Below are 13,341 nucleotides of genomic sequence, written 5' to 3'. Positions count from 1 at the left end.
AGCGAAGAGCGATGACCGAGCAATACATCCGTAGTCGCCGTCTGGTGCTGCGCGACAGCGGACCGGAGGCGCAAGGGGCGGTGGACGAGTTGGCGCGGCAGCTCGGCTGGCCGCGGCTGTCGGAACAGGCAGAGGACCGTGAGGAGTGGATTCCCCGGCAGGTTGCCTGGGGTGTCGGTCCCGCGCTCACCCTGCAATACCAGGAGGATCTGCTGTCCGATATTGCCTATGTCTTTGTTGTGGCCAGTGAACCCAAGGTCGTGGAGAACACCCTGGTGATCACCGAGACTCAGCTTTCGGTCTGGTCCTTGACCGGCCTCATGGACGCGGTACGTAGCGAGACTGATCCCGATGACCTCCAGTACGCACTTCATCGGCTCGGGATCGGCGCGCCCAGGCAGTTCGATGAGAGCGTGTTCGCATGCGTAACGGAGAACATGCGGAGCGACAATCCCGGCGTTCGGGAGAGTGCGGTCTGGGCCGTGACGTATGAACCCTGGCCCGAGTATGTCGAGCCGCTGCGGGAACTTCTGGGCCGTGCCCCGGACGACGAGTTGAGCGGAACTGTCAGGAACCTTCTGCTGCAAATGTCGGAGGAGGGTGTCCGATGACCCGCTACGCCGACATCCCCAAACCCATCCGCTCCGGAATAGTCGTCGTCAACCCCGACACCGGCACCCCTCAGCGGATCATCGTCCTCCAGTTCAACCCGGACACCCTGGAACGCAGCGTCGCCCCCCAGTCCGCCGGCGACAGCGGCGACTCCGGCAGTGGCGGCACGGGCAGTGGTGACCGGAACGAAGCTCTGCGTCTGAAGGGGCCGGCCCAGGAGACCTGGAAGTTCACCGCCGAGATCGACGCGACCGACCAGTTCGAGGTCGCCGCACCCGACGGTATCCACCCCCAGCTCGCGACCCTCGAAATGCTGGTGCAGCCGACCGTCGCCCAGCTTCGGGCCGCGAGCAAGCTGTCGCAGAAGGGGGCCATCGAGATCAGTCCGATCGAGATGCCGCTCACCCTCTTCACCTGGGGGAGCAAGCGGGTCATGCCCGTGCGCCTCACCGAGCTGTCCGTCAACGAGTCCGCCTTCGACGTGAACCTCAACCCGATCCGCGCCTCCCTCAGCATCGGCATGAAGATCCTCACCGTCAGCGATCTGCCTGCCGGTCATCGGGGCGCCGATCTGTACATGGCTCACCTCGCGCAGAAGGAACGCCTCGCCGCGGCGGCCCGCGGCGGCAGCTTCGGCTCGCTCGGGCTCGGCGGAGGCGTAGGCGCGGGCGGCGGCGGATTCGGAACCAACGTCGTGATCGGAAGGGGCTGAGGAGGACACCCATGGCTGAGATCGAGCCGTACGAGAACGCCCTGGACGCGATACCCGGGGCCCACCCCTACCCCCGCACCAGCCGCTACCACGACGCCGAGATCGGTATCCACCGTCGCCCCGACGGGACCGAAGTCCGGTACACCAAGCGCCGGTTGCTGCCCCCGGTCGAGCAGACCGGGGACCCCGACCTCACCCAGCCCCACACCGTCGGCGCCGGCGAGCGCCCCGACCTGCTCGCGCAGCGCTACTTCGGCGATCCCGACCAGTGGTGGCAGATCGCCGACGCCAACCCCGTACTGGATCCAAGGGAGTTGACCGACGAGGCCGGGCGCGTCATCGACATCCCGCTGGCCGGCGGGTTCCCCGGTGGCAGGGGGGACCGGCGTGTTTGATCTGCCCGTGGGGCAGGGCCCCGTTCACATCGCGCTCCAGATGGGGCCCAAGCTCGTCCGGCCCGTTCCGGCCGAGGTGACCGAGGCCCTGCTGTCCGCCCAGATCACCGCCACCGCGGGGGAGCGCAGCGGCTTCCAGCTCGCCTTCGACCTCACCAAGAACGGGATCATCAGCCGACGCCTGCTCCCCGAGGGGTTCTTCGACCCGAAGACCCGGCTCATCGTCACCGTCTCCGTCAAGGGCACCTCCGACGTCCTCTTCGACGGGCTCGTCGTCCGCCACGAGGTCGGCGCCAGCAACCAGCCCGGCCACTCCACCCTCACCGTCACCGGCGAGGACCTGACGCTGCTCATGGACCTGGAGGAGCGCACCAGCAGATACCCGAACCTGCCGCCCTCCGAGCGCGTGCTCGCCATCCTGCGCCGGTACTCCGAGTACGGCATCCGGCCCGACGTCTACACCGAGAAGGTCGCCCAACCCCCGCACCAGGACCTCCGGGTGCACTACCAGACCGGCACCGACCTCCAGTACGTCACCGAACTGGCCCGGGCGAACGGATACACCTTCTACCTGGAGCCCGGGCCCAACCCCGGTCAGTCCAGCGCTCGTTGGGGACCGGAGATCCGCCTCGGCATCCGGCAGCACGCCCTCAACGTCAACATGGACGCCAACTCCACCGTCGACCAGCTGACGTTCGCCTACGACGGCACCGCACGCGAAGAGCCGCAGGCCCGCTGGCAGAACCCCGAGACCCGGCAGTCGGACCTGCTCCCACAGCCGTCCATCAGCCCGCTGCGCCCGCCCCTGGGCAAGCGGCCCACCCCGGCCCTGAAGCGCAGGACGCTCTCGGGCACCGCCAAGCACCAACGCGAGCAGGCCGAGGCCGAACTCCTCGCCCGTGCCGCCGTGTCCGCCGACGTCGTCTCCGGCTCCGGCTCGCTCGATGTCATCCGGCACGGCTACATCCTCCAGCCCCGCCAGCTCGTCGGCGTACGCGGCTCGGGACGGGCGTACGACGGCGACTACTTCGTCAAGTCCGTCACGCACAACCTGCGTCCGGGCTCCTACCAGCAGAACTTCACCCTCTCCAGGGAGGGCCTGGAAGCGCGCAGCGACTACGTCCGGCCATAAAGACACACGCAGCTCACGACCCACCTACCAGGAGCACCCCCACCATGGCGGCACCCAGCAATCGCTACCTCGGCAAGTTCCGCGGCCGGGTCGTCAGCAACGACGACCCGCTGCGCATCGGCCGTATCACCGTCGAGGTCCCGGACGTCCTCGGCGACGAGCCGTCGACGTGGGCGCTGCCCTGCCTGCCGTTCACCGGGCCGCAGTCGGGGCAGTTCGTGGTGCCGCCGCCGGGGGCTGGCGTATGGGTGGAGTTCGAGCAGGGGGATCCCAGCTTCCCGGTGTGGACCGGGTGCTGGTACGGGGCCGCCGAGGAGCTGCCGCCCGACGCGCGGCGAGAGCTTCAGGGCAACTCGCCCAACAAGCCCGTCGTCGTGCAGACGCCGCTGGCGCACAAGCTCGTCATGAACGACACGCCCGGCGTCGAGCAGGGGATCCTGCTGCAGGCCCAGGGCGGCGCGTACATCCGTATCACCAGGGAGGCCGTGGTCATCTCGACCGGCGCGGGCGCCGAGGTCCTGCTGCGCGGCAACGAAGTGACCATCAACGAGGGCCAGTTGACCGTGCTCTCCAAGCGATGAAGAAAGACGGGGGAAGAAGAGAATGTCCGGGAGTCTGCTCGACGCCGGCGCCGTGATCGGCTGTCCGCACGGCGGCCGTGTCGCGCCCGCCACCACACCCTCCGGCGGCGTACGCCTCGCGGGCGCCGCCGTCGCCACAGGCGCGCACAGCTATGTGGTCACCGGCTGCCCGCACACCGTGAACGGCGTGCCCTCGCCGTGCGTGACGGTCCGCTGGACCGCCGCCGGCTCCGGTATCACCGTCGACGGCGCGCCCGTGCTGCTCGACACCTCCGCGGCCGAGTGCTTCACCGCGGCGTTCGTGCCGCAGGGACCGCCCTTCGTCCAGGCCGCGCAGCGAAAGGTCACCGTCCGATGAGCCCCAACAGCCGGGGAACCAGGCCTCGTTCCGACATCGCCTTCCCCTTCCGCGCCGACCGCCGCGGACGCACCGCGCATGCCAGGCACGGCGAACACGTCCACGATCTCATCGAACAGCTGCTGTTCACCAGCCCCGGCGAGCGCGTGATGCGCCCCGACTTCGGCTGCGGACTCCTCGACCTGGTCTTCGCCCCGACCAGCCCCGAGCTGATCAGCACCCTCGAACTCTCCGTGCAGGCCTCGCTGCAGCGCTGGCTCGGCGATCTCATCGACGTGGAGGCCCTCGACGTGGTCAGCGAGGACAACGTCGTCCGCGTGTACCTGTCGTACGTCATACGCGCCGACGGCGCCCGGCGCGACGACGTCTTCGAAGGGAGGGCCACGGCATGACCGGCACGACCGCCACCTTCCGCCGGGCCAAGGTCCGCGCCGCCCAGCTCAACGGTGTCGACGCCGTAGAGGTCGGTGACGACGGCCTGCTCCTCACCGTCACCTTCCTCGGCAAGGCCCCGCACGGCCTCGGCCCCGAGAACGTCCGTATCGACGGCGGCCGCCGGATCACCGGCATCACCGCCGTGGACGTCAGCGTGGAGCGCGAGGAGGACCCCGAGCTCGACGACCGGCTCTACGTCACCCTCGACCAGGCCGGCGACACCTCCCGCTACCGGCTCTCCCTCGTCGAGACCGATCCGTACGGCCGCCCCGGCACCGAGCCCTTCCGCGGCTTCGACCAGCGCTACCACAGCGTCACCTTCGCCTTCCGGCCCGACTGCCCGACTCCCTTCGACTGCCAGGAAGACGAGCCGGAGCAGCCGGGCTTCCCCGCCGCGCCCGTCGTCGACTACACCGCCCGCGACTACGACACCATCCGCAAGCTGCTCCTGGACCGGCTCGCGCTCACCACGCCCGACTGGGTCGAGCGCAACCCCGCCGACCTGGGCATGACCCTCGTCGAGCTGCTCGCGTACACCGGCGACCAGATCAGCTACCAGCAGGACGCCGTCGCCACCGAGGCCTACCTCGACACCGCGCGCCGCCGTGTCTCCGTGCGGCGGCACGTCCGGCTCATCGACTACGCGATGCACGACGGGTGTGCGGCGCGCGCGTACGTCGCCGTCGAGACCGCCGGTGACCACACGCTCGCGCCGGGCACCTACCGCTTCGCCTCCGTCGACGTCCGCACCCTCGACCCGCACGACCGGCCCGAACCGGGCACCGTCATCGACGAGGCCGACCTCGGCGACCTCGACGAGCGCGGCTCGGTGGAGGTCTTCGAACCGGTCGTCACCGCCGACCCGCTGGAGCTGCGCGTCGCCCACAACGCGATCCGCCTGTGGAGCTGGGGCGGCGAGGTGTGCACCCTGCCGAAGGGCGCGACCTCCGCCACCCTGCGCGACGCGTGGGTCGACCGGGAGACCTGCCGGGACCGCCGGCTCGATCTGAAGCCCGGCGACGTGCTCGTCCTGGAGGAGGTCAAGGGCCCGCGCACCGGCACCCCCGGCGACGCCGACCCGAGCCACCGCCAGGCAGTCCGCCTGACCTCCGTCACCCCGGCCGTGGACCGCATCGAGGACCAGCCGGTCCTGGAGGTCACCTGGGCCACCGAGGACGCCCTGCGCTTCCCGCTCTGCCTCACCACGCGCGGCGGCCGCGACTGCCTGCCCGTCGAGGACGTGACCCTCGCCCGCGGCAACGTCGTCCTCGTCGACCACGGCCGCACCCTGCACGGTCTCCCCGAGACGTTCACCGTCCCGCAGGTCCCCGCCGAGGTCGCCCCCTGCGACCCTCCCGCCTTCGGCTGCCACGACCGCGACGAGGGCAACGCCCCCGCCCGGCTCGTCAACGCCCTCACGGACCGGGCGGAATCCGGCGAGTCCCTCACCCCCGACGACATCCGCGAGCTCTTCGAAGTCGTCGGCGAGTCGGCCACCAACCGCGCCGGACTCGGCCTGGAACGCGCCGGGCAACGTCACGAACGCGTCGTGCCCGGCACGGCGTACGCCCAGGCCGCCGCCCTGCGCACCCTGCTCGCCCAGTCCGTCTACCCGGGGATCCAGCCCCGCTTCCGCCCCGTCCTCGGTCGCGCGCCCGTGGCGCAGACGGTGCCGTTCCCCGAGCCGGCCACCGTCGCCGCCGGGCAGGCCGAGCGCATCGCGGCGATCCCGGGACGGGTGCGACAGCGGCTCGTCGAACTGTGGCGCAGTGCCCGGGACCGGGACGGACTCTCCGAGCAGGAGATCGACGAACTCACCGTGATCTACGGACTGAAGATCCTGGAGCACATCGAACTCCACCGCCATCCCGTCCGCGCCCTGCGCGAACTCCTGCACCGCAACGACCAGTTGCTCGACGCCAAACTGCGCCGCGTCGAGGTCCTCACGGCACGCGCCCGCGCGGGCACCGTGCTCGACGGGCACATCGCCTGGGAGATCGCGCACAGCTGGGGCCCCGCCTACGCGACCGGACTCCACCCCGACGAAACGGTGCTGCGCGGCTCGGCGACCGACGCGCTGGCCCAGGACCCGCGGCACGCCCTGCCCGCCGTACGCGTCGACGAGGACGAGACCCCGGTGTGGGAGCCGCGCCGCGACCTGCTCGACAGCGGCCCCCGCGACCGCCACTTCGTCGGCGAACTGGAGGACGACGGCCGTCTCGCCCTGCGCTTCGGCGACGGACGGCACGGCGCGAAGCCGACCCCCGGATCCCGGCTCGCGCTGCACTACCGCCTCGGCGGCGGCACGGCCGGCAACGTCGGCGCGGAGGCCATCAACCACCTGGTCGTCCAGTCCGACTGCGAGCCCCCGCCCGCCGCAGCGGTACGCAACCCGCTCCCGGCCGTCGGCGGCACAGCCCCCGAACCCGTCGAGCAGGTCCGCCAGTTGGCCCCGCTCGACCTGCGCCGCACCCGGCTGCGCGCGGTCACCGCCGAGGACTACGCGGCCCTCGCCACCGCCCTGCCCGGCGTCCAGCGGGCGGCGGCTGAGCTGCGCTGGACCGGAAGCGTCCAGGAGGCGCACATCGCCGTCGACGCGTACGGCACCGGCACCCCGTCGGCCGAGCTGCTGGCCTCGGTCGCCCAGTCGCTGGAGTCGTACCGGCGCATCGGCCACGACCTCGTGGTCGGCGCGGCGCGTGTCGTCCCGCTGGACATCGCGCTGGGCGTGTGCGCCAAGCCGGGCCACCAGCACGGGCAGATCCTGGCCGAGCTGTACCGCGTCCTGGGAGGCGGCCGCCTCGCCGACGGACGCCTCGGCTTCTTCCACCCGGACGCGCTGACGTTCGGCGAACCGGTGCGGCTCAGCCGTCTGGTCGCCGCCGCCGCAGCCGTGCCCGGCGTGGAGAGCGTCCAGGTCACCCGGCTGCGGAGGCTGTTCGAGCCGGACCGAGGAGAGAAGGAGGACGGCGTGCTGCGGCTCGGCCCGCTGGAGATCGCCACCTGCGACAACGACCCGGACCGGCCGGAGAACGGCCGGCTGGCGATTTCCCTGGGAGGTGCCCGATGAGCGAGAACATGATGGCCGAGGGCACGATCACCGACGAGTGCACCTGCGGCGGCGCCTGCCGCGGCGGCCACGACGAGCGCCTCGCCCCGGCCCCCGTGCACAACCCGCCCGGCCGAACGGCCCTCGACTACCGCGTCGGCGAGTACGGCTCCTTCCTGGCCGCCCTCCTCGACCGCCTGGCCTCACCGGCCTACCCGGCGCTGGGCGGCCTGACCGTGCGCACCCCGGACGACCCGGCGATCGGCCTCCTCGACGCCACCGCCGTCCTCGGTGACCTGCTCACCTTCCACTCCGAGCGCACCGCCGACGAGGCCTACATCCGTACGGCGAACGAGCACCGCTCCCTGGTCCTGCTCGGCCGCCTCGTCGGCCACCGTCCGCGCCCCGGCGTCGCCGCCGCCACGCACCTGGCGTACACGCTGGAGCGCGACCCGCGCGCGGAGGCTCTGCCGGTCACCATTCCACGCGGTGCCCGGAGCCACAGCGTGCCGGCTTCCGCCGACGAGCAGTCCCTGACCTTCGAGACCAGCCGTGACCTCACGGCCCGCTGGGACTGGAACGAGCTGAAGGTACGCCGCCGGCGGCCCTCCCTTGTCACCCCCGCGGACCTGGAGCGCCGCTCGGAGCTGTTCGTCGAGGGCACGGCGAACTCGCTGCAGACCGGCGATCAGTTGCTCTTCGTCTTCGGTGAACAGGCGGGCGGTGAGCGGAAGTTGCTCCCGGTCGCCAAGGCGCGCGTCGACCGGGAGGACGAGATCACGGCGATCTCGTTGCCGAAGTCTGCGCCGCCGACGTTGAAGGAGCTGGTCGACGAGGTGCGGCGCTGGACTGCCGCGCCGACCGCTCCGGGCGAGCCGGGGGATGAGCCGCCTACGCCGGAGGTGCCGAACCCTCGGGCGGTCAGTCGACTGATCGAGGACTTCGAGGACCAGGTGCTCGCGCCCCTGCGGGATGACCTGGACGGCATCAAGAGTCCTGAGCGGCTCGCGGCTCGTCTTGCGGAGCCGGTCGCCCGGCTTGGCGAGGCTCAGGTGTTGGCCGAGCCGTATGAGGACGTGGCCGGCTGGTTCGAGCAGTTGGAAGCGGTGCTGGCGGAACTGTCCGAGCGTGCGTTGGGATTGGCTCCAGCGCGGACGGATGAGCCGGGCAGTCGGTCGTCTGCTGCGCCGTTGGGGCTGGTCGCGCAGTTCCCCGCGCCCCTGGGGGGCGATGCGCGCACCGTTGCTCTACAGGCACTGGGCGATGTCCTACCCGCCCTGCGCGCCTCAACCCCTGCCCCGCATGGCGGTGGCACCGGGCATCCGCGCCCCGGCAGCGACACCGCCCGTCTGCTCTCCGCCCTCAATCCCTCCCTCGGCACCCTCTACCCCGCCTGGCGGAATGCCGCCGCCCCCGGCACCCCCCAACTCCTGCGCGAACTGCTCGCCATGCGCGTCACCGCCGCCCCCTTCGGCGCCACGGCCCCGCTCAAGCCGGTCCAGGACGACCGTGGCCGGGTCATCCGGACCGCCGACTGGCCGCTCACCGGTGCCGTGCTGGCGAGCATGCGGGTCGTGTATGACACGACGGGCAGGACGCCGGTCCGGGCCGAGTTCCAGTACGTCGAGGGCAGCAGCTCCGACCAGCGCGCGGAGAACCTGCCCGTCCTCCAGCCGCTGACCTTCCCGCTCGGCACGGGGCAGGTCGAGCTGTCGGTGCGCTCCGGCCAGGACCGCGACCTGAACTGGCTCAACCGCCGTCCCTCCGACTCCCAGGAGCCGGGCGTCACGGCCCGCCTCCTCTCGGGTCTGCCCGAGCGCACGCTCTTCGTGTCCCGGCCGGACGACGAGGGCCTGGTCCATGTCGGCGTCCACAACGGCACATCCGAGCAGATCGCCCTGCGGCCGAACACCAGCGAGCAGTTCACGCACGGCGAGTACGAGGTGAGCCTCAAGTACACGGTGGGCACCACCGAGCCCAACGTCGAGGTCGTCATCGCCAGCAAGCCCGAGCCGCTGAACCGTCGCCTCCTCCAGCTGGACACGGTCCACACCGGCATCACGGTCGGCAGCTGGGTCGCGATCCAGCGCCCCGCCAAGGGAGCCCCGGACGGTGTGCCCGGCGACGCCGGGCTCGCGTTCGTCACCACCCAGGTCGTGGCGGCGCGTACGGCGGCGTACACCAACTACGGCATCAGTGGGCGCGGCACCGAACTCACCCTGGCCGAGCCGTGGTTGGACGAGTTCGACGTCCTGCTCTCACACATCCGCGACACCACCGTCCACGCGGCCGGCGAACCCCTCCGCCTCGCTGACGAACCGCTCGGCGAGGACGTCCACGGCAACGAGATCGAACTCGCCGAGCTGTACGACGGGTTGCGTCCCGGCCGCACCCTCGTCGTCACCGGCGAGCGCAGCGACATCCCCGGTACGGCCGGCGTACCGGCGACCGAGGTCGTCACCCTCGCCGCCGCCGACCCGGCCGTCGACCCCCGACTGCCCGGCGACCACGTCCACACCCGGCTCACCCTGACCGCCGACCTCGCCCACCGCTACCGCCGCGAGACGGTCAGGATCCTGGGCAACGTGGTCGAGGCCAGCCACGGCGAGAGCCGCGAGGAGGCCGTCGGCAGCGGTGACTCGGACCGCGTGAACCAGACGTTCGCGCTCTGGCAGTCCCCACTCACCTGGCTGGCCGACGACAACCCCCTCGGCGCCACACCGGTGCTGGAGCTCCGGGTCGACGGGGTCCTGTGGCACGAGGTCGACAGCCTCGCCGGGCGCGGCCCGGGCGAGCGCGTGTACATCACCGGCTCCACCGCCGACGGCCGGACGACGGTGACCTTCGGCGACGGCGTCAACGGCGCCCGGCTGCCCTCCGGCCACGAGAACGTCCGCGCCCGCTACCGCTTCGGCACCGGCGAGGCCGCCAACGTCGCCGCCGACCGCGTCACCCAGCCCCTCACCCGGCCGCTCGGCGTCACCCAGGTGACCAACCCGCGCCCGGCGAAGGGCGGTGCGGACGCGGACGGCCCCGGACTGACCCGCCGTACGATCCCGCTCGCCGTGTCGGCGCTGGACCGTCTGGTCTCCGCGTCCGACTACGAGGACTTCGCCCGCTCCCGCGCCGGCATCGGGCGGGCCGCCGCGCGCGAACTCTTCGACGGGCGGCGACGCGTGCTCCATGTGACGGTCGCGGGCACGGACGACGTGCCGATCGACGGAGACTCGGACACCCTCAGGGCCCTGCGCGGGGCGCTGACCGAGTACGGGGACCTCGACCTCACGGTCCGGGTGGACGTCCGCGAGCTGGTCCTGCTGCTCGTCGCGGCCAGGGTGAAGGTGGCCAGGGACCATGCCTGGGAGATCGTCGAACCCCGGCTGCGTCAGGCACTCCTGCGCCGACTCGGCTACGAGGGACGGGAGTTGGGGCGGCCCGCCCGCCTCTCGGACGTCCTTGCCACGGCCCACTCCGTGCCCGGCGTCGACTATGTGGACGTCGACGTCTTCACCGGCGTCCCCGCGTCCGCCACGCCCGAGGAACTCACCGGGATCCTCACCGACCCCGGCCCGCCGAAGGCGTCGGTGCCCGCGCGCGAGGCGACGTACGACGAGAAGACCCACACGGTGCGCGCCGCGAACGGCGAGACACTGTCGGGGATCTGCGCGAAGTACGGCGTCCCACTCGCCGAACTCCTGCGCCTCAACCCCGACATCACCGACACGCGGCGCCTCGCCAAGGGCCGCTCGGTGTTCGTCTTCCGCGGTATCCGCCCGGCCCAGCTCGCGCTGCTGTCGCCGAGGGCCGCGGACACCCTGATTCTGACGGAGGTCAAGTGATGTCCTCGGACGCCCAGTTGGAGACGACGGCCCCGGCGAGCACGTCCAGGGAACCCGACGGACTCGCCGCCCTGCTGCCCCGCTGGCACCTGCTGCGCGACGCCGAGGAGGGCGAGCCCCTGCGCGCGCTGCTCGCGGTGATCGCCGAGCAGCTCGACCGGGTGCGTGACGGCGTCCAGCAGGGCTATGAGGACCTGTTCGTGGAGACGGCCGCGCCCTGGGTGCTGCCGTACCTCGGCGACCTGGTCGGCTACCGCACCCTGCCCGGCTACGAGCGCGTCCTCACGACCGGCCTGCACGAGGGTGGCCGCGCCGCCCTCTCCGAGGCCGTCGCCCCGCGCGCCGACGTCGCCGCCACCGTCGCCAACCGCCGCCGCAAGGGCACCCTCCACCTCCTGGAGGAACTCTCCGACCAGGTCACCGGCTGGCCCGCCCGCGCCGTCGAGCTGTCCCGGCAGGTCTCCCACACCCAGCCCGTGAAGCTGTACGGCGACACGGGCGTCCACCGCGGCGAGCGCGGCCGTCTCGTCGACCTGCGCGACGACTCCGCCCTCGACCTCGCGGGCGGCCCCTTCGGCTCCACGGCCCGCACGGTGGACGTCCGCAGCGCCAACTCCCGGCACCAGCAGGGTGGTTGGACTCCAGCCGGGGTCGCGCTGTTCGTCTGGCGGCTGAAGGCGCACTCGCTCACGCGGTCCCCGGCGTACTGCATCGACCGCGCCCGCAACCTCTACACCTTCTCGGTCCTCGGCAACGACAGCCCCCTGGTCACCAAGCCGTTCCCGGAGCCGTCGCCCACGCACATCGCGACGATCGACAACGTCCCGGCGTTCGTCACCCGCCGCCAACTGCACGACCGGCTCGCCGACTACTACGGCCCCGGCAAGAGCCTCGTCATCCGGCGCGACGGCGAGGACCAGCCCGTACCGCCGTCGGACATCGTGGTCGCCGACCTGTCGGACTGGCGTTACCGGCCCAAGCGCGGCCAGGTCGCCGTCGACCCGGAACTCGGACGGATCGCGTTCGGGTCGCGGTCGGCGCCCCGGCAGGGCGTGTGGGTGGACTACCACTACGCGTCCGCCGCCGACATGGGCGGCGGCGAGTACGACCGCCAGGACCGCGCACCGCGTCCCGACGCCGAGGTCTACCGCGTCGGGCCCGGACAGCCGTACCGCCAGATCATGGACGCCTACCGGGCCTGGCAGCATGACCGCCGCGCCGAGCGGACCGGCTCCGTCGGCATCATCGAGATCACGCACAGCGGCGCCTACCAGGAGCAGCTGGACTTCGACCTCGACCCCGGCGACCGCCTCGAAGTGCGGGCGGCCGAGGGCACCCGGCCGGTGATCCGCCTGCTCGACTGGTACAGCAACCGCCCCGACGCCCTCAACATCCGTGCGGTGTCCGAGGACTGCACCCCGCACGAGCGTCCGCGCCTCGTCCTCGACGGGCTGCTGGTCGCCGGCCGCGGCATCAACGTCACCGGCCCGATGGGCGCGGTCGTCGTACGGCACTCCACGCTCGTCCCCGGCTGGTCGCTGGAGCCCGAGTGCGATCCGCACTCGCCCGAGGAGCCCAGCATCGTGCTGGAGCGCACCACCGCGTGCCTCCAGATCGAGCACAGCATCCTCGGCACCATCGAGGTCATCGGCGACGAGGTGAGCGAGGACCCCCTCGACATCCACCTGCGCGACAGCATCCTCGACGCGACGGGCAGCGACCGCGAGGCCCTGTCCGCACCGGACTGCCGGCACGCGCACGCCGTACTGCGTCTGCACCGCACCACCGTGATCGGCGAGATCCACACGCACGCCGTGAAGATCGCCGAGAACTCCGTCTTCACCGGCCGGCTCCATGTGGCCCGGCGCGGCATCGGCTGCCTGCGGTACTCCTACGTTCCGGCCGGGTCGCGCACCCCGCGCCGGTACCGCTGCCGGCCGGACCTGGCCGGGCCCGAACAGGCGGGTCGTGTACGGCCGTTGTTCACCTCCGAACGCTACGGGACGCCTTGGTACGGGCTGCTCGCCGACCGGTGCGCCGAGGAGATCCGGCGCGGCTCGGACGACGGCGCCGAGCTGGGCGCCTTCCACGACCTGTACCGGCCGCAGCGCGAGGACGGCCTCCGGGCTCGCCTCGCGGAGTACACCCCGGCGGGCACGGACGCCGGGATCTTCTACGTGACGTGAGCGGCACCCACCGACTTTGCGAACCCGCACTTTCCTGAACCA

10 protein-coding genes are annotated in these 13,341 nt (G+C 72.0%); all 10 read left to right on the top strand.

Going from position 1 to position 13,341, the window contains the following annotated elements; genetic code table 11:
• Positions 1–11 precede the first annotated feature (11 nt).
• The 10 genes from ABIE67_RS07130 to ABIE67_RS07085 are packed head-to-tail and all read left to right on the top strand — an operon-like array spanning position 12 to position 13,299.
• A complete protein-coding gene (locus ABIE67_RS07130) occupies positions 12–611 on the top strand; it encodes a hypothetical protein (protein WP_370255121.1) in 600 nt (199 codons plus the stop codon).
• Positions 608–1,324, top strand: a complete 717-nt coding sequence (locus tag ABIE67_RS07125) for a hypothetical protein (protein ID WP_370255119.1) — start codon at positions 608–610, stop codon at positions 1,322–1,324. The genes ABIE67_RS07130 and ABIE67_RS07125 overlap by 4 nt, the downstream gene beginning before the upstream one ends.
• 11 nt (positions 1,325–1,335) lie before the next feature.
• Positions 1,336–1,719 (top strand): hypothetical protein, encoded by a 384-nt coding sequence (locus ABIE67_RS07120; protein ID WP_370255117.1) that lies wholly within the window; start codon positions 1,336–1,338, stop codon positions 1,717–1,719.
• Positions 1,712–2,851, top strand: coding sequence for a hypothetical protein (locus ABIE67_RS07115; protein ID WP_370255113.1), 1,140 nt, complete (start codon positions 1,712–1,714; stop codon positions 2,849–2,851). Before ABIE67_RS07120 ends, ABIE67_RS07115 begins: the two co-directional genes overlap by 8 nt.
• A 44-nt stretch (positions 2,852–2,895) precedes the next feature.
• Positions 2,896–3,432 carry a phage baseplate assembly protein V gene (locus ABIE67_RS07110; RefSeq protein WP_370255110.1) on the top strand — a complete coding sequence of 179 codons (537 nt, stop codon included), beginning with the start codon at positions 2,896–2,898 and terminating at the stop codon, positions 3,430–3,432.
• Positions 3,433–3,454: 22 nt separating this feature from the next.
• Positions 3,455–3,790, top strand: a complete 336-nt coding sequence (locus ABIE67_RS07105; protein WP_370255104.1) for a hypothetical protein — start codon at positions 3,455–3,457, stop codon at positions 3,788–3,790.
• Positions 3,787–4,182, top strand: coding sequence for a GPW/gp25 family protein (locus ABIE67_RS07100; protein WP_370255101.1), 396 nt, complete (start codon positions 3,787–3,789; stop codon positions 4,180–4,182). Before ABIE67_RS07105 ends, ABIE67_RS07100 begins: the two co-directional genes overlap by 4 nt.
• Entirely contained in the window at positions 4,179–7,295 is a 3,117-nt protein-coding gene (locus ABIE67_RS07095) for a putative baseplate assembly protein (protein ID WP_370255099.1), read from the top strand. The genes ABIE67_RS07100 and ABIE67_RS07095 overlap by 4 nt, the downstream gene beginning before the upstream one ends.
• Positions 7,292–11,113 carry a putative baseplate assembly protein gene (locus ABIE67_RS07090; RefSeq protein ID WP_370255097.1) on the top strand — a complete coding sequence of 1,274 codons (3,822 nt, stop codon included), beginning with the start codon at positions 7,292–7,294 and terminating at the stop codon, positions 11,111–11,113. Before ABIE67_RS07095 ends, ABIE67_RS07090 begins: the two co-directional genes overlap by 4 nt.
• Complete coding sequence (locus ABIE67_RS07085) at positions 11,113–13,299, top strand: hypothetical protein (protein WP_370255095.1); 2,187 nt, start codon at positions 11,113–11,115, stop codon at positions 13,297–13,299. Before ABIE67_RS07090 ends, ABIE67_RS07085 begins: the two co-directional genes overlap by 1 nt.
• Positions 13,300–13,341 lie beyond the last annotated feature (42 nt).

The sequence above is a fragment of the Streptomyces sp. V4I8 genome (assembly GCF_041261225.1).
In the GTDB taxonomy this organism is placed as follows: Bacteria; Actinomycetota; Actinomycetes; order Streptomycetales; family Streptomycetaceae; genus Streptomyces.
Note: the sequence above shows the minus strand (reverse complement) of the source record. Positions and strands in the feature narration are given on the sequence as shown.